Raw genomic sequence first — 20,084 nt, forward strand, 5'->3', positions numbered from 1 at the left:
CTTTTCGAGTCTAGATCCCCGACGGTCAGTCCAGCGCCACCGAGTGGACGGGTACGTCCGGACCGAGTCCACGGGCGATCGTGTCCCGGCCGCCGAGGCCGACGAGCTCCATGATGACCGCGACCCCGGCCACGCGCGCACCGGTCCGGTTGAGCAGATCCGCCGCGGCGACCGCGGTACCACCGGTGGCCAGGACGTCGTCGACGAGCAGCACACGCTGCCCGGTCAGGTCGAGGCCGTCGGCGGGGATCTCCAGCGTCGCCGAGCCGTACTCGAGGCTGTAGGTGACCGCGTGCACCGGCGGCGGCAACTTGCCGCCCTTGCGCACCGCGAGGACCCCGACCTCGAGCTCACGGGCGACCGCACCGCCGAGGAGAAAGCCGCGGGCGTCGATGCCGGCGACGAGGTCGATCTCGGTACAGCCGTGCGTCAGCGCGGTGACGATCGCCGACAACCCCTCGGCATCGGCGAGCACCGGGGTCAGGTCCTTGAAGGCGATCCCGGGGCTCGGGAAGTCGTCGACGAGTCGGGTGTGCCGGGCGATCGCCTTCTGGGCACGTGTTACCGCCTCCGCGGTCCGTTCCGGTACCACGCCGCCCATCAGAACTCCCCTGCCACTTGTCTGCACCGTCACTTGCTGATCGTCCATCGATCCATGTTCCATCCGGTGCCTGCGCGACTGAGTCCCGCGACGACACCACCCACCTGATCCTTCCACTGCCGGATGCGCGGCGAGGCGAACAGGGGTATCGACGGCATCGACGACCAGCTCGCGTTCTCGATCGACCGGGCCAGCCGCAGCCGGTCGGATTCGGACACGGTGACCGCGAACTGGTCGATGCCGCGACTCACCTGCGGGTCCCGCGTCCCGGAGAGGTTCAGCGGGTCGCCGCCGCGCAACGAGTAGGCGTCCCGGCTCGGGTCAGCGGCGCCGGCTGCGGCGAAGGAGTCGCCGCTGGCCATGATCACCGCGTCGACGTCCTTGCCCAGCGAGCCGGGCTGGACGTCGGGTGTGGCGACATCCTCGACGACGAAGCCGGCCTCCCGGCACGACGCCGCGATCGCCGCGACCATCTGCTGCCAGCGCAGGGTCGGCGCCACGTAACCGATGCGGACGCGCCGCGGCTGCAGACCCGCGGTGGTCGTGGTCCCGTCCCCTGCACCCTGACCGGTCGCGGCGCGCAGCAGGTTCCGCGCCCGCTCGAGGTCGGGAGTCTGGTAGGCACGGCCGAACTCGGGGTTCATCGGGCCGGCGAGGTTGTCGGCGGGTGCGAGGACGCGCAGATTCCAGACGGCGGCGCCACCGGAGAAGTCGCGGGCGAGGTCGGCGCGCGGCACGCACGAGGCGAACGCCTGGCGCATCCGAACGTCCCCGAAGACGCCCTTGCCGGCGAGCACGATCTGTTCCACACCGATCGCCCGGGCGGGTGACGGCGGCCCCTCGGGTCCGGACGTCCCGGCGAGGTCGCCCTCGACGATGCCCGCGGTGACGTCGACGATGTCGAACTTGCCGTCGGGCAGGCGGCGCGTCGAATCGGTTCCCCGACCCCAGATCACGATGCGTGAGGTCTCGGGCTTGTCCCCCCACCACGATTCGTTGGCGACCAGGACCAGTCCGCCCGACCGCGAATAACGGTCGATGCGGTACGGCCCGGACGCCGGGAACCGGGCGTGATCGACCGGTCCGAACGTCAGGTCGAAGCCGGTGTTCCAGGCCGTCGCGATACGGGCAAGCGCGCCGCGGTCCTTCGCACGGATCGGGTCGACGACGTTGGCGAGCCCGGCTTCGCGGGCCACGATGTGCGCCGGGAGCAGGGTGCCCGCGCCGAACAACGACAGCCAGTTGCGGTACTCACGTCCCGGCGCGAACGTGACCGTCGCCGACTTCTCGCCGGGCGCGCACTCCACCTTCTCGATGTCGCGGTACCCGGCGGTCGTCGCCGGCGTGAACCCCGGGAAACGTCCACTCATCGCCGCCCACGCCAGCATCAGGTCGTCGCAGTCGAGCGCGACCTCGTCGGTGAAGGCCGCCTCGGGCGTGAACTCGTACCGCAACGCCGGTGCGCGTCCCGGGATCCGGGTCACGGTCCCGACGTCGCGGTCCGGGATGACCTGCCCCTGAGGTCCGAGCAGGCTGAAACCCGGCAGCAGACGGCTGGTGGCCATGAGCACGCCGTCGGCGTTCCCGTCGACGGTGTTCGCGTTGTAGCTGGTCACGTGGGCGTCGACCACGTAGTCGATGGTCGGTGGCCCGTCGTCGCCGCAGGCCGTCAGGACGCCGGCGCCCGTGACGATCCCGACGAGCAGGCTCAGGACCCTGATGAACTCCCGGTGCCTGACGATCACGTGGGTGAGACTAACGGTTGCGACGGCGTTTGCCGGTCGGTACCCGTTCGGCGTCGTCCGTGTCGGCCGTGCCACGACGGCGGCGCACCGGCCGGGCGTCGGCGCTCGGCGCCACGCCCGACTCGATCCCGGCGCGACGGTTCAGCACCTTGGTGGTGTGCCGGGCGACGTCCTCGCGGCGTTCCTTCAGCGTCACCAGCAGCGGCGCGGCCAAGAAGATGGAGGAGTACGTGCCGACCACGACGCCGACGAGCTGGATCAGACCCAGGTCCTTCAGCGTGCCGACGCCGAGCAGCCAGACGGCCACGACCATCAGCGCGATGATCGGCAGGACCGAGATGATGGTCGTGTTGATCGACCGCATCAGCGTCTGGTTGACCGCGAGGTTGGCCTGCTCGCCATAGGTCCGGCGCGAGGTCTGCAGCACCGAGCGGGTGTTCTCCTGCACCTTGTCGAACACGACGACCGTGTCGTAGAGCGAGAAGCCGAGGATGGTCAGCAGACCGATGACGGTGGCCGGGGTGACCTCCCAGCCGACCAGCGAGTAGACGCCCGCGGTGGCGACGATGTCGAAGAACAGCGACGCCATGGCCGCGATCGACATCTCCCGGTCGAACCGGACCGCGATGTAGACGAACACGATGACGAGGAACACCGCGAGCGCGATGACCATCTTCTCGGTGATCTCGCGCCCCCAGGTGGAGCTCACGTCGGAGATGCTGACCTCGGAGGCCGTCAATTCCGGACCGAATTCCTCGGTGAGCGCACGGGTCACGGCCTCGGCCTGGGCCAGGTCGAGGGTCTCGGTGCGCACCTGCACGGTGGCGCTGTTGCCGGCGCCGGCGGTCTGGACCGATTCGGGCTCCTCGCCGAGCGCCTCGGTGACGACCTTCTCGACGGAGTCGGCGGTGATCTCCGATGAGGCGACCGGCACCGACATCTGGGTGCCGCCTTCGAAGTCGATGCCGAAGGTGAAGCCCCGGATCGCGATCGACGCCAGGCAGATCAGCATGATGGCGGCGGTGACGATGTACCAGGTCTTCCGCTTGCCGACGATCTCGAAGGCACCGGTACCGGTGTAGAGACGGGCGAAGAAGCCGCGTTTGGTGTCGGAGACGAAGTCTGCGTCGGTGCCGGTCGACGGTGACGGCGGCTCGATGACCGCGGTGTCGCCGGGCTCCCGCGAGTCCTTGTTCGGGTTGTCCGGACGGGTCATCGCACAGTCCCCTTCTCGCTGGTGGACGCGTCGGCACGGGCTGCTTCGGCGGCCTCGGCCTGGCGGCGGGCCGCGACCTTGCGCTCGCGGGCCACCTCGCTGACCGCACCGAGGCCGTTGACGCTCGGCTTGGACAGGAACGACGACCGGCTCGCGTAGACCACCAGCGGGTGGGTCACCAGGAACACGACCATGACGTCGAGGATGGTGGTGAGTCCGAGGGTGAACGCGAAGCCGCGCACCTCACCGATCGCCAGGATGTAGATGACCGCGGCGGCGATGAAGCTCACCGCGTTACCCGACCAGATGGTGCGACGGGCACTCGCCCAACCGCGTGGCACGGCCGAGCGGAAGCTCCGACCCTCACGCATCTCGTCCTTGATGCGTTCGAAGTAGACGACGAACGAGTCCGCGGTCATACCGATACCGATGATCAGACCGGCGATGCCCGCGAGGTCGAGGGTGAACCCGATCCAGCGGCCGAGCAGGACGATGATGCCGTAGACCATCGCGCCGGCGAGGACCAGCGACAGCGTCGTCAGGATGCCGAGCATCCGGTAGTAGGCCAGTGCGTAGATCAGCACCGCGACGAGGCCGATCGCACCGGCGAGGAGGCCTGCCTTGAGCGACGAGAGACCCAGTGTGGCCGAGACGGTTTCGGCGTCGGAGGCGTTGAACGACAGCGGCAGCGAGCCGTACTTCAGCACGTTGGCGAGCTCGTTGGACGACTTCTCGGTGAACGGGTCGGCGCTGCTGCCGCTGATGCGGGTCTGGCCGCCCGGGATCGGCTCGTTGATGGCCGGCGCGGAGACGACGGCCGAGTCGAGGGTGAACGCGGTCTGCGTGCGGTTGGGCGCTTCCTGGGCGGTGTACTTGGGCCAGAAGTCTGCGGCCTTGCCCTTGAACTCGAGGGTGACGACCCATTCGCCGGTCTGCGGATCGGTGCCGGCCGACGCGTCCTTGATGTCGCGGCCGTCGATGATCTGCGGACCGAGGAGGTAGACCTCCTTGCCGTCGGTGGAACACGCCACCAGGTACTGATCGGGCAGATCGTTGCCGCGCAGTGGGTCGTTGGCGGTCGGCGAGCAGTCCATCTTCGCCATCTGCTCCTGCAGCGGGACCAGTTGCTCCTGTTTGGCGTCGCCCGGAGCCTGACGGATCTTGCGCTGTTCGGCGATCGCCGCCGCGGCCACCTCGGTGGGCATCCCGTCGGCCTGGTCCTCGTCCTGGTCCTCCGGCTTCGGCGGCTGCGGGGTCGCCGCCGTGGCGCCGACGACCGGCCGCACGTACAGACGCGCGGTCTGGCTCAGCGACTTGGCCTGTGCGCCGTCCTCACCGGGCACCGTGATCACGAGGTTGTTGCCGGTGACGACGACCTCGGATCCGGAGACACCGAGACCGTTCACACGCTGCTCGATGATCTGCTTGGCCTGATCGAGCTGTTGGCGGGTCGGTTCCTTGCCGTCCTCGGTGCGCGCGGTCAGCGTCACCCGGGTTCCGCCCTGCAGGTCGATGCCCAGTTTGGGTTCGAGCGTCTTGGGACCAGTGAAGTAGATCAACCCGTACACGACGGCGAGCAGAGCGAGGAAGGCCACGAGCGGACGCCACGGCGGGATCTCTCGACTCGGTCGCGACCGCTTGCCGGCGGACTTGGCCGCCTTCGCGGTCGAACGAGGACTTGTCACAGCTGTTCAGGTCTCCTTTGGGAACGTCAACCGGCCGAGGGCGCTCGGACCGCATGACCCACCGACTCCGAAAGGTCTGCGCGCACACGCTGTTCAGCACAGCGGGGGCACGCAGACCTCGGCAAGACAGGATGCGCGGGAGGTGGGCAGGAGGCGCCACGCCGGTCGACGGCGCGGCGCTGCTCCGGGATTACTTGTCGGTGTCGCGCGCGTCGTCGGACGACGGCTTGTCGAGGCTGACCGAGTCCGAGTCGTCGGCGTAGTCGGTGTAGTCGGCCTCCGGCGCGGTGTGGCCCGGGTAGGTCGCGGCGGCCTCGTCGGTGGGGATGACGCGCATGATCGCGAGACGGTTCCAGCGAGTGACCACACCGGTGGCGATCTCCACGTCGACGTAGTCGGACGACGCCGCGTCGATAACGGTGCCGAACAGGCCCGAGGTCAGCTGGATGCGGGTACCCGTCGACACCGAGGCCTGCATGTCCTGCATCTCGGCCGCGCGCTTCTTCTGCTTCCGCATCGACAAGAACATGAAGCCGGCGAGGAGAGCCAGCAAGAGGGGGAAGAGCAGAGCGTCCATGGGTGAGAGTCAGTCCTTTTGTTTCGGGTTGTACCGCGTGCACCACCACCCCGCGCCGATCGGCGAGAGGCGTCATGTGGCCACGCTGTGCTCCACACAGTGTGCCACGTCCACCTGTGTAGGCATCCCCGCAGGTGGTGCGCCGCGTCACACGGGGGTTCGCGGCACGGATCGGGTCAGAGTTCGTCGAACAGGGACTCGCCCCCGATGTCGCGGGGGCGGGCGCCGAAGGACGCGTTCATCGCGCCGGCGGGCGGTGTCAGCCCGAGGTGATGCCACGCGGCCGCGGTGGCGACGCGTCCACGTGGGGTGCGGGCGATCATCCCGGCCCGGACCAGGAACGGCTCGCAGACCTCTTCGACGGTCGCGGGCTCCTCGCCCACCGCCACCGCGAGCGTCGACACCCCGACCGGTCCCCCGCCGAACGCGCGGATCAGGGCGTCGAGGACGGCGCGGTCGAGTCGGTCGAAGCCGAGTTCGTCCACGTCGTAGACCTTGAGGGCGGCACGAGCGACGTCGACGGTGATCGAGCCGTCACCGCGGACCTCGGCGTAATCGCGGACCCGGCGGAGCAGACGGTTGGCGATTCGGGGCGTCCCACGCGACCGCCGTGCGATCTCCTCGGAGGCGTCGAGCCGCAGCTCCATGCCGAGGATGCCCGCGGAACGGTTGAGCACCCGGACGAGTTCGGCCGGATCGTAGAACTCCATGTGCGCGGTGAACCCGAAGCGGTCGCGCAGCGGGCCGGTCAGCGATCCCGAACGGGTGGTGGCACCGACCAGGGTGAACGGGGCGACGTCGAGTGGGATGGACGTGGCGCCCGGGCCTTTGCCGACCACGACATCGACACGGAAGTCCTCCATCGCGAGGTACAGCATCTCCTCGGCGGGCCGGGCGATGCGGTGGATCTCGTCGATGAACAGGACGTCGCCCTCGACGAGATTCGACAGCATGGCGGCGAGGTCCCCGGCGCGTTCGAGTGCCGGACCCGATGTCACCCGGATCGCCGCGCCCATCTCCGAGGCGATGATCATGGCCAGCGAGGTCTTGCCGAGTCCCGGCGGGCCGGACAGCAGTATGTGATCAGGGGTCCCGCCGCGGCCCTTGGCCCCGTGGAGGACGAGTTCGAGCTGTTCGCAGACCCGCGGCTGGCCGATGAAGTCGGCCAGCGAGCGCGGGCGCAGGCCGGCGTCGAGATCGCCGTCGGACCGGACCGGCGTGGCGCTGACCTCGCGATCCTCGAGGTCGTCGGGATCGCCGGTCATCACGAGGCCTTGCCCAGCATCGCCAGTGACCGGCGGAGCACGGTCGAGGCGTCGGCGTCGGGGTTCTCGGCGAGGACCGCGGTGACCGCCTTCTCGGTGGGGGCGGCGGTGAAGCCGAGTCCGACGAGTGCCTCGGCGACCTGCTCGCGGATTCCGCCGGCGGGGACGCTGCCGGTGGCCGTGTCGGCGGTAGGGCGGTCCACCTTGTCGCGGAGTTCGACGCAGAGCCGTTCGGCGACCCGTTTGCCGATGCCGGGCACCGACGTCAGCGCCTTGGTGTCGGAGTCGGCCAGTGCACGACGCAGCGCGTCGGGTTCGAGGACCGCGAGGGTCGCCATCGCCAGCCGCGGGCCGACGCCGGTGACCGTCTGCAGCAGTGCGAACAGCGCGCGGGCGTCGGGTTCGGTGAACCCGTAGAGCGTCATCGAATCCTCGCGGACGATCATCGACGTCAACAGCGTCGCCTCGTCGCCGCGACGCAGCCGGGACAGCGTGACCGGGGTCGCCAGAACCCGGTAACCGACTCCCGCACAGTCGATCACGGCGTGATCGAGGGCGATCTCGAGAACCGGACCGCGGACTGACGCGATCATGCGCGACTCCCCTCTCGTGCCTGGGCCAGCCGCTTACGATGCTTCGCGGCGGCCGCGTCGGCCTGTTTCTGCGCGGCCGTCATGCGCTCCATCATGGGCCCGCGCCAGCAGTGACAGATGGCGATCGCCAGCGCGTCGGCGGCGTCGGCGGGCTTGGGCTTGGTCTGCATGCCGAGGATGCGGGTGACCATCGCGGTGACCTGTGCCTTGTCGGCCCGGCCGCTGCCGGTGACGGCGGCTTTGACCTCCGAGGGCGTGTGAAAACGCACCGGGACGTCGCGCTGGCTGGCGGCGAGCGCGATCACGCCACCGGCCTGCGCGGTGCCCATCGCGGTCGACACCTGATTCTGCGCGAAGACCCGCTCGATCGCGACCGCATCGGGCTGGTGGACGTCGAGCCAGTGACACGCCGAGGTGTAGACGGCCAGCAGACGCTCGGCCAGGTCCATGTCGCTCGGCGTGCGCACGACGTCCACGTCGAGTGCGGTCACCGACCTGCCGCGACCCGACTCCACCAGCGCGATGCCGCACCGGGTGAGACCCGGATCGACGCCCATGACGCGCACTCGTACCCTCCCAGGCATCCGAACAATGTTACGAACAGTTGTTCGAGATCCTATCCGGGTGGGCGGACAACTCCGATGATCAACACGCCCTCGCGAGGGCGATGACGATCAGTCGTTCTCGAGCTCGGCGAGGACCTCGTCGCTGATGTCGACGTTGCTGTAGACGTTCTGCACGTCGTCGGAGTCCTCGAGTGCGTCGATCAGCTTGAACACCTTGCGCGCACCCTCGGCGTCGACGGCGACCTCCACCGATGCGCGGAAGCTGGCCTCGGCGGAGTCGTAGTCGATACCGGCCTCCTGCAGGGCGGTGCGCACCGCGACCAGGTCCGTCGGCTCGCTGATGATCTCGAAGGTGTCGCCGAGGTCGGTGACCTCTTCGGCACCGGCGTCGAGCACGGCCATCAGGATGTCGTCCTCGGACTGGCCGTTCTTCTCGAGGGTGACGACGCCCTTGCGGGTGAACAGGTACGAGACCGAGCCCGGATCGGCCATGTTGCCGCCGTTGCGCGTCATCGCGGTGCGGACCTCGCCGGCCGCACGGTTGCGGTTGTCGGTGAGGCACTCGATCAGGATCGCCACGCCGTTGGGGCCGTAGCCCTCGTACATGATGGTCTGCCAGTCGGCGCCGCCCGCCTCTTCACCACCGCCGCGCTTGCGGGCGCGTTCGATGTTGTCGTTGGGCACCGACGACTTCTTCGCCTTCTGGATGGCGTCGAAGAGGGTTGGGTTTCCGGCCGGGTCACCACCGCCGGTTCGTGCGGCCACCTCGATGTTCTTGATCAGCTTGGCGAACATCTTGCCGCGCTTGGCGTCGATGACCGCCTTCTTGTGCTTGGTGGTGGCCCATTTGGAATGGCCGCTCATGTCGTCGCATCCTTTCCCGGTGCCGGTGCGCGGCGGGTGGATGCCCGCGGCACGCATGCCGGGCCCGTGGCCCCGCATCCGGCGATCCTCAAGCCTGCCGACTGCTGCCGCAGGCGCTTGCACTGTCGCTGGTTCGGCACGATCTTACCGACGCACCATCTCCACGAAGTATTCATGTACGCGTCGGTCGCCGGTGACCTCCGGATGGAACGACGTCGCGAGCACACTTCCCTGGCGGACCGCGACGATCCGCCCCTCGGCCGGCCCCTCCGGGACCCGGGCGAGAACCTCGACATCCGGTGAGATCGATTCCACCCAGGGTGCCCGGATGAAGACCGCCCGCATCGGCTGTGAACCGGCCCGATCGGTGATGCCGGCGAAGTCGAGATCGGTCTCGAAACTCTCCACCTGACGGCCGAAGGCGTTGCGCCGCACCGTGATGTCGAGTGCGTCGAGGTGGCGGGCGTCGGGGCGGGTGTCGAGGATCGTGGAGGCGAGCATGATCATGCCCGCGCAGGACCCGTAGGCGGGCAGCCCGTCGGAGAGCCGCTCGACGAGCGGGTCGAACAGGTCGAAGATGCCGAGCAGCTTGCTCATCGTCGTCGACTCCCCGCCGGGGATGACGATGCCGTCGATCTCGTCGAGCTCGGACTGCCTGCGGATGGGCAGCGCGTCGGCACCACTGGCCTCGAGGGCGTGGATGTGTTCGCGCACGTCACCCTGAAGTGCGAGAACCCCGATCCGCGGTCGCGATCCGGCGCTCACCGATCGGTCCGGGCGTGCTGGTCCTCGGGCATCTGGCGTCCGGTGCGGGCGAGTCCCTCCTGCGTGACCGCCGCGACCATGCGTCCCTGCCGGTCGAAGATGCGACCTTGGGTCAGGGCACGACCCCCGTCCGCGGACGGCGACGTCTGGTCGTAGAGCAGCCAGTCGTCGGCGCGGAACGGGCGCATGAACCACATCGCATGGTCGAGGGAGGCGACCTGGGGATTGGACTCGGGGTGCGGCACGCGCGACGACCCGAGCAGCGTCATGTCGCTCATGTAGGCGAGTGTCCCCACGTGGAACACCGTGTCGTCGGGCAACGGGTGTCGGTACCGGAACCAGACCCGTTGCTGCGCAGCGAGATACGGGGAGGTGACCATCTTCTCCGGCGGCACGATGCGGAGGTCGAAGTTACGCCATTCCTTGAACACCGCGCGCTCTTCCTCGCCGAGCTCATCGAGGCGGTCGGTGAGTTCCTCGGGTTCGGGCACCGGCGGCATGCGGTCCTGGTGCTCATAGCCCTGGTCGGTCCGGACGTGGAACGACGCCGACATCGTGAAGATCGCCTCGCCGTGCTGGATGCCGGTGACCCGCCGGGTGACGAACGACCGCCCGTCGCGGATCCGGTCGACGAGGAACACCGCCGGGATGTCGGGATCGCCGGGTCGCAGGAAGTATCCGTGCAGCGAGTGGACGTAATGGTCCGCGTCGACCGTCCGCGTCGCCGACATCAGCGCCTGGCCGGCGACCTGTCCCCCGAAGGTGCGCTGGAGGTGGCTGGGGAAAGCACCACCCCGGTAGATGTCGGTCTCGATCTGCTCGACCTGGAGTATGTCCTCGATGGCTGCCACGCGGTCCAGTATCCCGCACGTGGCAACCGTTCCGGACGTCAGCCTCTACAGCTCGTCGAGCGTCATGATCCCGTCCTGGATGGCGCGGGCCACCAGCGAGGCCTTGGTGGGAGCCGGGCGACCGATCTCGGCGTACTTGGCGCGGATGCGGGTCAGGTGCGTGTTGACCGTACCGAGGGAGATGTAGAGCTCCTGGGCGACGGCGGGCTTGGAGTCGACGAGCATCCAGGTACGCAGCACCTCGACCTCGCGGGAGGTGAGATTCGGCTTCGCGCGACCCGTGGACACCTCGGCGGTCACCGCGGTCTCGGGCGCCGGCATGGGCGAATTGGCGCGGTGCAGGTGCGGGTGCCCGGCGCGGTGGCCGAGGCCGGGCTGGTTCTGGCGGGAGACCTGTCCGGGGAGCGGCATCCGGCGGGCCGCGAGACGGGCCAGTGCCTCCTGGCGGCGGGCCTGCGCCTCGGCATCGCGTCGAGCGTTGATCTGGCGCAGGTGCTGGGGGGCCTGGTGGGCGATCGCAGTCATGTGTGCTTCCTCTTCACTCATCGAACCGGGTGGTCGGTGCCGGGTCTCTCCGGCGATGAGATGAAGATTATGGGCGTTCCCCGCCCCTGTCGATGGGGAGAACTCCCCACCGTATGGGGAGAACTACCCATGCCGTAACCGCAGGTCAGAGGATCGGTCAGCTCGCCGCGTTCCGCGCGGCCTCCGCGTCGATCAGCGGCAGGTCCTCGCGGGTCACGATGCGTGAGGACACCGCGTACTCGACGAGCTTGGTCCGGCGGTTGCTGGCGAGTTTGCCGCCACCGCCGCGCATCCCGCTGACGCCGAGCTGATCGAGCTTGTCGCAGACGTTGTCGAGCTTGCGATTGAACTTGGTCAGCGGCCAGCCGAGGCGTCGAGCGGCCTGGGCCGACGACGGGATCGACGAGGCGCCGGTCCCCTCACGGCGCAGGATCTCCTCCGCCAGTACGACGATCAGCAGCTTCTGACTCTCGGTCAGGGTCGGCACGCCCTGGGTCGTGTGGCCGCCGCTGAACTCGGGGCGGGTCACCGACTTCACCTGCGGCGCACGGGCGAACACACTGAGCTCGTAGGTGGTGGGACCGGCGGTGAACACGATGGTGGTCTCACCGAACACCAGCGGCATGCGTGCGCCCGGGCCGAGGGTGGCCGAGAAGCCGACGTCGCCGGCCGACACGCTCGCGGACAGGTGGGTGCCGAGGTTGGTCAGCCACCACAGGCCGTTCTCGTTGTGCACCACCAGGAATCGGCGGTGGAGATAAGGGTTGTCGTCGATCGACAGATCGGCCTCGCGACCGATGAAGAAGCGCCGGCCGGCGTCGAGAGCGGTGCGTTCGCCGCAGTATTCGACATACGTTGCTGCGTCGTCGAGTCCGGTGTCGGCGGCGCCGGCGGGGTCGTGGACCGAGGGATCGTGACCTGTGTTCATCAGATCACCTCGATCAGTTGGGGTCGGAGACCGTCGCCTCGTCGGTGGACTCCCCCTCGGCGGCGCCGTCGAGAGCAGGCATCGTCAGGGTCGGAACCGACTCGTGCACGGTCACCACGATGACGGTGACGTTGTCGTGGGCGCCGAGTGCGAGCGCCGCGTCGACGAGACGTTCGGCCGCCTCTTCGGAGCTCGACGCGTTGGCGAGGATGTCGCCGATCTCCTCGTCGGGCAGCTCACCGGTGAGCCCGTCGGTACAGAGGAGCAGGACATCGCCCGGGAAGGCCGGGGTGTTGAAGAAGTCCGGGACGGGATCGACCATGCCGGCACCGAGGGCACGGGTGATGACGTTGCGCCGTGGGTCGGTTCGCGCCTGTTCGGGCGTCAGGAAGCCCGCGTCGATGAACTCCTGGACCTGCGAGTGATCGGTGGTCAGCTGCTGCAGCGAACCGTTCTGGTATCGGTAGGTGCGCGAGTCGCCGATGTTGAGGACCAGCCAGTGCGGGCTCTGCTCGTGGGTGACCAGCACGGCGCCGGTGGCGGTGGTTCCCGCCCGACGGTCGGTCTCGGTATCGATCTGGCCGATGCGGCGCTGCGCCGCGACCAGCAGGTCGTCGAGCTGCACCTTGGTGGCGTTCAGTTCGCCGGCGCTCGTCGCCTCGGAGAGGGTGAGCAGTGCGGCCTCGCTGGCGAGTTCGCCGCTGTCGTGCCCGCCCATGCCGTCGGCGATGAGGTACATGCCGGGCAGTGCAAGTGCGGCATCCTCGTTGGTCTCGCGGACCCGGCCGACGTTGCACGCCGCCGACCACTCGAGCCGCAATTCACCCACGATGTGTGTGCCCGAGACCGAGGCATCCCGAACGATGGTCGCCGCATCCATGATCAGCAGATCCTACCGCCGGAACACCCCCGGCTCGCTACGCATGTCGACTGTTCGGTCTCGGCGTGTTGAACGGAGGGCGTTCCGGCGGTCGGGGTCACCAGCCGCGCTCGGCCAGGCGGTGCGGCTGCGGGATGTCGTCGACGTTGATGCCGACCATCGCCTCGCCCAGTCCGCGCGAGACCTTGGCCAGCACGTCGGGGTCGTCGTGGAAGGTGGTGGCCTGCACGATGGCGGCCGCACGCTGAGCCGGGTTGCCGGACTTGAAGATCCCCGAACCCACGAACACACCCTCGGCGCCGAGCTGCATCATCATCGCGGCGTCGGCCGGGGTGGCGATGCCGCCGGCGGTGAACAGGGTCACCGGCAGCTTGCCGGCCTCGGCGACCTCGACCACCAGATCGTAGGGAGCCTGCAGTTCCTTTGCCGCCACGTACAACTCGTCCTTGGGCAGCGAGGTGAGGCGACGGATCTCATCGCGGATCTTGCGCATGTGGGTGGTGGCGTTGGACACGTCACCGGTGCCGGCCTCGCCCTTGGAGCGGATCATCGCCGCACCCTCGGTGATCCGGCGCAGCGCCTCACCCAGGTTGGTCGCACCGCACACGAACGGCACGGTGAACGCCCACTTGTCGATGTGGTTGGCGTAGTCGGCCGGGGTCAGCACCTCGGACTCGTCGACGTAGTCCACGCCCAGGCTCTGCAGGATCTGCGCCTCGACGAAGTGACCGATACGTGCCTTGGCCATGACCGGGATCGAGACGGCGGAGATGATGCCGTCGATCATGTCCGGATCGCTCATCCGCGAGACGCCGCCCTGGGCGCGGATGTCGGCGGGCACGCGCTCGAGAGCCATCACGGCCACCGCGCCGGCGTCCTCGGCGATCTTCGCCTGCTCGGGGGTGACCACATCCATGATCACGCCGCCCTTGAGCATTTCGGCCATTCCCCGCTTGACCCGGGCAGTGCCCTGTCCGACCTCGGGAACGGTCGCGCCGTTGTGACTCACTGATTTCTCCTCATGTCGCTGTCTCGGCGTGCCGCAGCCGATCCCCCTTCGGCGGACCCCGCGGCAGCGTGGGACCAGTCTAGGTCAGCCCGTGAAACGCCCTGGTACCAGGATCACTCGCCCTGGCCCGGCGTGACACGCTCGATGATCTCGAAGTACGTCGGCGGCGACGCGTGGCCGCCCAGTCGCAACCACCGGACCAGTCGCCGCTCGGCGAGGGCGCGGGTATCGCGCACCGCGTCGTTGTAGAAGCGTCGGGCCATCATCACCCGCGTCTCGGCGTCGGCGAGCTCGATGACCAGCGCCGGAGACCGGCCGGAGGCGTCGGTGCGGGCCAATGCCGACGACAGTGCGTTCTCGGCGTCCTCGCGTGCCTCGGGCGCTGCTCGTTCGGCGCGGTCGGCCAGTGCGGTCAGCTCAGAACCCGGCAGTTCCGCGGCGATCGCCCGCACGACGACGGCGCGCCGGTCGAGACCTGCGTAGAGGGACTGCCGGGCGAGGTCGACGCGCACGTTGAGGCGGTCGAGGCGATTGGCGGTGTGGTAGGCCCAGCCGACGGCCAGCAGGACCGCGACGATCCCGAGGACGATCCAGGTCGCCATCAGTCCGACACCACCACCGGGCCGGCACCGACGGTCACGGTGTCGTAGACGCGGAGGATCTGATCGGCCACGCGGGACCAGTCGTACTTGTCGGCGCGCACACGTCCCCGGGCGACGAGCTGCTCGCGCGCCGCGTCGTCGGAGAGCAGCGAGATGATGCCCGACGCGAGCTGATCCGGCGAACCGGTGTCGACGAGCTTGCCCGCCCGGCCGTCGTCGAGGACGCGCCGGAAGGCGTTCAGCGAGCTGGCGATCACCGCGGCCCCGGCGGCCATCGCCTCGACGAGGACGATGCCGAAGCTCTCGCCGCCGAGGTTGGGGGCGCAGTAGACGTCGGCGGAGGCCAGTGCGCGCGCCTTGGTGGCGTCGTCGACCTGCCCCAGGAAGACGAGGTGATCGGCGAGGGTTCCCGCGCGCCGGCGCAGGGCGGCCTGGTTGCCGCCGCCGACGACGAGGACGCGCACATCCGGGAACTTCTCCACCACGGACGGCAGCGCGCGCATCAGGATGTCGATGCCCTTGCGGGGTTCGTCGAAGCGGCCGAGGAACAGGATCGTGCCGCCAGGGTGCGGGTAGCCGTCGAGCGGCTTGGCGTTGGCGAAGCCGGCGACGTTGATGCCGTTGGGGATCTCCACGGCATCGGAGCCCAGCGACTCCATCTGCCAGCGCCGCGCGAGCTCGGAAACGGCGATCTTGCCGGCGATCCGTTCGTGGTACGGGCGCAGGATGCCTTGAAAAGCACTGAGCCACAGCGACTTCGACGTCGCGGTGTGGAAGGTCGTGACGATCGGGCCGGAGGCCACCATCAGCGAGAGCATCGAGATCGACGGCGAGTTGGGTTCGTGGACGTGCAGCACGTCGAAACCGTTCTCGGCGATCCAACGACGCAGTCGCAGATAGCCTTTCGGGCTGAAGTTCACCCGCGACACCGAACCGTTGTACGGGATGGCCAGCGAGGGCCCGGCACGCACGACGTACTCGGGCAGTTCGGTGCGGCGCGACGCCGGGGCGAGGACGCTGACCTCGTGGCCGCGGTCGATGAAGACGTGCGCGAGTTCGGTGACGTGCGCCTGCACACCGCCGGGGACGTCGAACGAATAAGGGCAGATCATCCCGATTCTCATGCAGCTCCCCCGGTCCCGTTCATCCGTGCCTTCTGCCGATCGGTCCAGTCGGCTTCCCAGAGTGGTTGCAGCATGTGCCAGTCGGCGGGATGTGCGGCGATGTTCGCGGCGAACGCGTCGGCGAGCGCCTGGGTGGCCGCCTCCACACCGCCGGACACATCGATCTCCTCGCCGACGCTCATCGACGAGTACGGCGCCTCCTCGAACCAGTGGTGGGCCGGGAACAGGGCTGCCCCGGTCTCGATCGCCAGCCGCGCCGATCCGGCCGGCATCCGGGTCCGTTCACCGAAGAAGGTGACCGGGACGCCATGGCGGGCGAGATCGCGCTCCCCCAGCAGGCAGACGATGCCGCCGGCCCGCAGACGATCGGCGAGCACTCCGAACGGCGGCTGTTCACCACCGCTGAGCGGGAAGATCTCGAAACCCAGCGACTCGCGGTACTCGACGAACCGGTTGAACAGCGACTCCGGCTTGAGCCGTTCGGCGACCGTCGCGAACTTCCCGTAGTGCTGGACCAGCCAAACGCCGGCCATGTCCCAGTTACCGGTGTGCGGCAGGGCCAGCACCACACCCTTGCCGCGCGACACCGCGGCGTCGAGTCGGGCGTGGTCGGCCTCGGGCAGGTTCCCGGTCGACGCCACCGTCGCACGGTCCTGGGCGGGCAGCCGGAAGGCCTCGCACCAGTACCGCGCATAGGAACGCACCGCATCCGCGACCAGTTCGTCGGGCACGTCGGCGGGGTCGGCGACCCCGATCACGCGGGCCAGGTTGCGGCGCAACTGTTCCGGACCGCCGTTGCGGCGTCCGGCGAGCCCCGCGGCGCGGTCGAACACGGTGCGGGCGGCACGCTCGGGCGCGTACCGCACCGCCGCCCAGCCGGCCCGGTACCCCAGGTCGGCGGCGAGTGCGGCGATGTCGGTCATCGCGACTCGGCGGGCGGTGTCGGGCCGTCGGGGTCGGCAGGGTCGGAGTCGGTGGACTCGGGTTCTGCCTTCAGCGGGATCAGGTCGCGCGCACCCGGCGAGTTCGAGATCGACCACATGCGCTGGCCGACGGTGATCACGCTGCCGACGGCGAGCAGCCACATGGCCACGTGGACCGCCCACGGCAGGCCGAGACCGGTCAGACCGGTACCGACGAGCACGATGATGAGCCGGTCGGGGCGTTCGATGAGTCCGCCGTCGCCGTAGAGGCCGCTGGCCTCGGCGCGGGCCTTCGCGTACGAGATCACCTGCGAGGTGACCAGGCAGATCAGGGTCGCGATCAGGAGCAGGCGGTGGGGTTCGGTGACGGTGCACCACCACACGAGGCCGGCGAAGATCGCGCCGTCGGCGATGCGGTCACAGGTGGCGTCGAGCACCGCACCGAAGCGGGTCCCGCCGCCCCGGGCGCGGGCCATCGCACCGTCGAGCATGTCGAACATGACGAACAGCCAGATGACCAGGGTGCCCGCGAACAGGTAGCCTATCGGGAACAAGGTGAGCGCGGCCGCCACGCTCGCCACGGTCCCGATCACGGTCATGCTGTCCGGCGTGAGGCCGGTGCGCAGCAGCGCCCGCCCCATCGGCAACGTCACCTTGGAGACCGACGCCCGACCCAGAATGCTCAGCATCCGCGAGCTCCCCCCTCAGTCATCGAGACGCTGCCACGCTTCGGCGAGCAGTCCCCGGGTGTCGCGCAGCAACTGCGGCATCACCTTGGTCTCGCCGACGATCGTGATGAAGTTCGCGTCGCCCATCCAGCGGGGCACGATGTGCTGGTGCAGGTGCTCGGACAGCGAGCCACCCGCGGCATAACCCAGGTTGAGTCCCACGTTGAAGGCGTTCGGGTTGGAGACCGCCTTGATCGTGCGGATCATCCGCTGCGTGAACGCCATCAGCTCGGACGACTCGGCAGGCGTCAGATCCTCGAGGTCGGCGACCTGGCGATACGGGACCACCATCGTGTGCCCGGGGTTGTACGGGTACAGGTTGAGCACCGCGTACACCGACTCCCCGCGCGCGACGATCAGTCCGTCCTCGTCCGACATCGTCGGGATGTCGAGGAAGGGGTGACCGGTCTTGGCCGCCGGTTGCGGGTCGGCGATGTAGGTCATCCGGTGCGGACTCCACAGCCGCTCCAGACGGTCACCGACCCCGACGCCCTCGTCGCGGATCTCGCCGTGTGTCTCAGCCATCGACGGCCCCCACGGTGCCGAGCTTCGCCTCCAGGAGTTCCTTGGTCGGCGACTCGTTGCGCCGGGCGCCCACCCAGTCGGTGATCGCCGCGATCGCGGCACCCACCGGGACACCGTTGATCTGCGACCCGTCGCGGAACCGGAAGCTCACTGCGTGCGCCTCGACGTCGCGTTCGCCGGCGAGCAGCATGAACGGCACCTTGCCGGTGGTGTGGTTGCGGATCTTCTTCTGCATGCGGTCGTCGGAATGGTCGACCTCGGCGCGGACACCGGCGGCACGCAGCGCGTCGACGACACCCTGCAGGTGATCGGCGAATGCGTCGGCGACCGGGATGCCCATCACCTGGACCGGCGACAGCCAGGCCGGGAAGGCGCCCGCATAGTGCTCGGTGAGCACGCCGAAGAACCGCTCGATGGACCCGAACAGGGCGCGGTGGATCATCACCGGACGCTGCTTGGTGCCGTCGGGGCCGGTGTACTCGAGCTCGAAGCGCTCCGGCAGGTTGAAGTCGAGCTGGATCGTCGACATCTGCCAGGTGCGGCCGAGCGCGTCCCTGGCCTGCACCGAGATCTTCGGGCCGTAGAACGCGGCGCCGCCCGGATCGGGCACGAGGTCGAGGCCCGAGGCCTCGGCGACCTCGGCGAGCGTGTTGGTCGCCTCTTCCCACACCTCGTCGGAGCCGACGAACTTCTTCGGGTCTTTGGTCGACAGTTCGAGGTAGAAGTCGTCGAGGCCGTAGTCCTTGAGCAGGCCGAGGACGAAGTTGAGGATCGACGTCAGCTCGTCGCGCATCTGCTCGCGGGTGCAGTAGATGTGCGCGTCGTCCTGTGTCATGCCGCGCACCCGGGTGAGGCCGTGGATCACGCCGGACTTCTCGTACCGGTAGACGGATCCGAACTCGAACATCCGCAGCGGCAGTTCACGATACGAACGCCCGCGGCCACGGAAGATCAGGTTGTGCATCGGGCAGTTCATCGGCTTCAGGTAGTAATCCTGGCCGGGCTTGCGCACCTCGCCGTTCTCGTCGATGTCGGCGTCGACGTGCATGGGCGGGAACATCCCGTCGCGGTACCAGTCGAGGTGACCGGAGACCTCGTAGAGGTGCCCCTTGGTGATGTGCGGCGTGTTGACGAACTCATACCCCGCGGCGACGTGGCGTGCCCGTGAGTAGTCCTCCATCTCCTTGCGGATGATGCCGCCCTTGGGATGGAAGACCGGCAGGCCCGAGCCGAGCTCGTCGGGGAAGCTGAACAGGTCGAGTTCGGCGCCGAGCTTGCGGTGGTCGCGCTTCTCCGCCTCGGCGAGCAGCTCGAGATGGGTGTCGAGCGCTTCGGCGGACTCCCACGCGGTGCCGTACACACGCTGGAGGTCGGCGTTGTCCTGGTCGCCGCGCCAGTAGGCGGCCGAAGAGCGGGTCAGCTTGAACGCGGCGATGTACTTGGTGGTCGGCACGTGCGGACCGCGGCACAGATCGCACCAGATGCGTTCGCCGGTACGCGGGTTGAGATTGTCGTAGACGGACAGCTCGCCGCCGCCGACCTCCATGACCTCGGCGTCGTCGGCGGCACCCTTGTCGTCGATCAGCTCGAGCTTGAACGGCTCGTTCGCCAGCTCGGCGCGCGCCTCGTCCTTCGACTCATAGACGCGGCGAGAAAAGCGCTGACCGGACTTGATGATCTGCTTCATCTTCTTCTCGAGGGCCTTGAGGTCCTCGGGCGTGAAGGGTTCGGCGACATCGAAGTCGTAGTAGAAGCCGTCCTTGATGGGCGGGCCGATGCCCAGCTTGGCGTCGGGGAACAGGTCCTGGACCGCCTGCGCGAGCACATGCGCGCACGAGTGCCGGATGACGCTGCGTCCGGCCTCGGTGTTGGCCGCCACGGGTTCGACCTCGGCGTCCTCGGCGGGCGCCCAGGAGAGGTCGCGCAGGTCGCCGGCGGCGTCGCGGACCACGACGATCGCCTCGGGACCCTTATTGGGCAGGTCGTGGTCACGGAGTGCGGTGCCCGCGGTAGTTCCAGCCGGCACACGGATCGTGGCTGGGCTGGTCACCTGGACGTCGTCGGGCACGGGACGCTCCTCGAATAGTTTCGGACACGCGAAGTACGCGTCCG

At 68.9% G+C, this 20,084-nt stretch carries 21 protein-coding genes; all 21 read right to left on the reverse strand.

Going from position 1 to position 20,084, the window contains the following annotated elements; translation table 11 throughout:
• Positions 1-25 precede the first annotated feature (25 nt).
• The gene (locus M1L58_RS00910) at positions 26-601 is read right to left on the reverse strand and encodes an adenine phosphoribosyltransferase (protein ID WP_248657698.1); all 576 of its coding nucleotides are present in this window, start codon (positions 599-601) and stop codon (positions 26-28) included.
• A gap of 29 nt (positions 602-630) precedes the next feature.
• Entirely contained in the window at positions 631-2,346 is a 1,716-nt protein-coding gene (locus M1L58_RS00915; protein ID WP_248657508.1) for an ABC transporter substrate-binding protein, read from the reverse strand.
• 10 nt (positions 2,347-2,356) lie between these two features.
• A complete protein-coding gene (gene secF, locus M1L58_RS00920; protein ID WP_248657509.1) occupies positions 2,357-3,562 on the reverse strand; it encodes a protein translocase subunit SecF in 1,206 nt (401 codons plus the stop codon).
• Positions 3,559-5,247 carry a protein translocase subunit SecD gene (gene secD, locus M1L58_RS00925; RefSeq protein WP_006866365.1) on the reverse strand — a complete coding sequence of 563 codons (1,689 nt, stop codon included), beginning with the start codon at positions 5,245-5,247 and terminating at the stop codon, positions 3,559-3,561. Before secD ends, secF begins: the two co-directional genes overlap by 4 nt.
• A 190-nt stretch (positions 5,248-5,437) precedes the next feature.
• Positions 5,438-5,824 carry a preprotein translocase subunit YajC gene (yajC, locus tag M1L58_RS00930; protein WP_006866366.1) on the reverse strand — a complete coding sequence of 129 codons (387 nt, stop codon included), beginning with the start codon at positions 5,822-5,824 and terminating at the stop codon, positions 5,438-5,440.
• A gap of 176 nt (positions 5,825-6,000) precedes the next feature.
• Positions 6,001-7,089: a Holliday junction branch migration DNA helicase RuvB gene (ruvB, locus tag M1L58_RS00935; RefSeq protein ID WP_006866367.1), complete on the reverse strand. Its 1,089-nt coding sequence runs from the start codon at positions 7,087-7,089 to the stop codon at positions 6,001-6,003.
• Positions 7,089-7,682: a Holliday junction branch migration protein RuvA gene (gene ruvA, locus M1L58_RS00940; protein WP_248657510.1), complete on the reverse strand. Its 594-nt coding sequence runs from the start codon at positions 7,680-7,682 to the stop codon at positions 7,089-7,091. The genes ruvB and ruvA overlap by 1 nt, the downstream gene beginning before the upstream one ends.
• Positions 7,679-8,248: a crossover junction endodeoxyribonuclease RuvC gene (ruvC, locus tag M1L58_RS00945; protein ID WP_248657699.1), complete on the reverse strand. Its 570-nt coding sequence runs from the start codon at positions 8,246-8,248 to the stop codon at positions 7,679-7,681. The genes ruvA and ruvC overlap by 4 nt, the downstream gene beginning before the upstream one ends.
• Positions 8,249-8,356: 108 nt before the next feature.
• Positions 8,357-9,112 carry a YebC/PmpR family DNA-binding transcriptional regulator gene (locus M1L58_RS00950; RefSeq protein WP_040535889.1) on the reverse strand — a complete coding sequence of 252 codons (756 nt, stop codon included), beginning with the start codon at positions 9,110-9,112 and terminating at the stop codon, positions 8,357-8,359.
• Positions 9,113-9,256: 144 nt separating this feature from the next.
• Positions 9,257-9,877 carry a pyridoxal 5'-phosphate synthase glutaminase subunit PdxT gene (gene pdxT / locus M1L58_RS00955; protein WP_248657511.1) on the reverse strand — a complete coding sequence of 207 codons (621 nt, stop codon included), beginning with the start codon at positions 9,875-9,877 and terminating at the stop codon, positions 9,257-9,259.
• A complete protein-coding gene (locus M1L58_RS00960) occupies positions 9,874-10,728 on the reverse strand; it encodes an acyl-CoA thioesterase (RefSeq protein WP_006866372.1) in 855 nt (284 codons plus the stop codon). Before M1L58_RS00960 ends, pdxT begins: the two co-directional genes overlap by 4 nt.
• A 45-nt stretch (positions 10,729-10,773) precedes the next feature.
• A complete protein-coding gene (locus tag M1L58_RS00965; RefSeq protein ID WP_204718184.1) occupies positions 10,774-11,253 on the reverse strand; it encodes a helix-turn-helix transcriptional regulator in 480 nt (159 codons plus the stop codon).
• 157 nt (positions 11,254-11,410) lie between these two features.
• A complete protein-coding gene (locus M1L58_RS00970) occupies positions 11,411-12,181 on the reverse strand; it encodes a hypothetical protein (protein ID WP_204718183.1) in 771 nt (256 codons plus the stop codon).
• A 13-nt stretch (positions 12,182-12,194) separates the two neighbouring features.
• Positions 12,195-13,061, reverse strand: coding sequence for a PP2C family protein-serine/threonine phosphatase (locus M1L58_RS00975; protein WP_006866375.1), 867 nt, complete (start codon positions 13,059-13,061; stop codon positions 12,195-12,197).
• Positions 13,062-13,158: 97 nt separating this feature from the next.
• On the reverse strand, positions 13,159-14,070 hold the full coding sequence (gene pdxS / locus M1L58_RS00980) for a pyridoxal 5'-phosphate synthase lyase subunit PdxS (protein WP_308221777.1): 912 nt from the start codon (positions 14,068-14,070) through the stop codon (positions 13,159-13,161).
• A 113-nt stretch (positions 14,071-14,183) separates the two neighbouring features.
• Complete coding sequence (locus M1L58_RS00985) at positions 14,184-14,672, reverse strand: hypothetical protein (protein WP_006866376.1); 489 nt, start codon at positions 14,670-14,672, stop codon at positions 14,184-14,186.
• Entirely contained in the window at positions 14,672-15,796 is a 1,125-nt protein-coding gene (locus M1L58_RS00990; RefSeq protein WP_248657512.1) for a glycosyltransferase family 4 protein, read from the reverse strand. Before M1L58_RS00990 ends, M1L58_RS00985 begins: the two co-directional genes overlap by 1 nt.
• Positions 15,793-16,719, reverse strand: coding sequence for a phosphatidylinositol mannoside acyltransferase (locus M1L58_RS00995; protein WP_248657513.1), 927 nt, complete (start codon positions 16,717-16,719; stop codon positions 15,793-15,795). The genes M1L58_RS00990 and M1L58_RS00995 overlap by 4 nt, the downstream gene beginning before the upstream one ends.
• On the reverse strand, positions 16,716-17,408 hold the full coding sequence (pgsA, locus tag M1L58_RS01000) for a phosphatidylinositol phosphate synthase (RefSeq protein WP_248657514.1): 693 nt from the start codon (positions 17,406-17,408) through the stop codon (positions 16,716-16,718). The genes M1L58_RS00995 and pgsA overlap by 4 nt, the downstream gene beginning before the upstream one ends.
• A gap of 15 nt (positions 17,409-17,423) precedes the next feature.
• Complete coding sequence (locus tag M1L58_RS01005) at positions 17,424-17,972, reverse strand: HIT family protein (RefSeq protein ID WP_006866380.1); 549 nt, start codon at positions 17,970-17,972, stop codon at positions 17,424-17,426.
• Complete coding sequence (thrS, locus tag M1L58_RS01010) at positions 17,965-20,040, reverse strand: threonine--tRNA ligase (RefSeq protein ID WP_248657515.1); 2,076 nt, start codon at positions 20,038-20,040, stop codon at positions 17,965-17,967. Before thrS ends, M1L58_RS01005 begins: the two co-directional genes overlap by 8 nt.
• Between the last annotated feature and the right edge of the window lie 44 nt (positions 20,041-20,084).

Source organism: Gordonia sp. C13, from assembly GCF_023218005.1.
Taxonomy (GTDB): Bacteria; Actinomycetota; Actinomycetes; order Mycobacteriales; family Mycobacteriaceae; genus Gordonia; species Gordonia namibiensis.

What these genes read in the sequence shown, in the direction of transcription:
- M1L58_RS00910 (WP_248657698.1), bottom strand. Translation starts at nt 601, where the DNA reads ATGGGCGGCGTGGTACCGGAACGGACCGCGGAGGCGGTAACACGTGCC.
- secF (WP_248657509.1), bottom strand. Translation starts at nt 3,562, where the DNA reads ATGACCCGTCCGGACAACCCGAACAAGGACTCGCGGGAGCCCGGCGAC.
- yajC (WP_006866366.1), bottom strand. Translation starts at nt 5,824, where the DNA reads ATGGACGCTCTGCTCTTCCCCCTCTTGCTGGCTCTCCTCGCCGGCTTC.
- ruvB (WP_006866367.1), bottom strand. Translation starts at nt 7,089, where the DNA reads ATGACCGGCGATCCCGACGACCTCGAGGATCGCGAGGTCAGCGCCACG.
- ruvA (WP_248657510.1), bottom strand. Translation starts at nt 7,682, where the DNA reads ATGATCGCGTCAGTCCGCGGTCCGGTTCTCGAGATCGCCCTCGATCAC.
- M1L58_RS00950 (WP_040535889.1), bottom strand. Translation starts at nt 9,112, where the DNA reads ATGAGCGGCCATTCCAAATGGGCCACCACCAAGCACAAGAAGGCGGTC.
- M1L58_RS00965 (WP_204718184.1), bottom strand. Translation starts at nt 11,253, where the DNA reads ATGACTGCGATCGCCCACCAGGCCCCCCAGCACCTGCGCCAGATCAAC.
- M1L58_RS00970 (WP_204718183.1), bottom strand. Translation starts at nt 12,181, where the DNA reads ATGAACACAGGTCACGATCCCTCGGTCCACGACCCCGCCGGCGCCGCC.
- M1L58_RS00975 (WP_006866375.1), bottom strand. Translation starts at nt 13,061, where the DNA reads ATGGATGCGGCGACCATCGTTCGGGATGCCTCGGTCTCGGGCACACAC.
- M1L58_RS00985 (WP_006866376.1), bottom strand. Translation starts at nt 14,672, where the DNA reads ATGGCGACCTGGATCGTCCTCGGGATCGTCGCGGTCCTGCTGGCCGTC.
- M1L58_RS00990 (WP_248657512.1), bottom strand. Translation starts at nt 15,796, where the DNA reads ATGAGAATCGGGATGATCTGCCCTTATTCGTTCGACGTCCCCGGCGGT.
- M1L58_RS00995 (WP_248657513.1), bottom strand. Translation starts at nt 16,719, where the DNA reads ATGACCGACATCGCCGCACTCGCCGCCGACCTGGGGTACCGGGCCGGC.
- pgsA (WP_248657514.1), bottom strand. Translation starts at nt 17,408, where the DNA reads ATGCTGAGCATTCTGGGTCGGGCGTCGGTCTCCAAGGTGACGTTGCCG.
- M1L58_RS01005 (WP_006866380.1), bottom strand. Translation starts at nt 17,972, where the DNA reads ATGGCTGAGACACACGGCGAGATCCGCGACGAGGGCGTCGGGGTCGGT.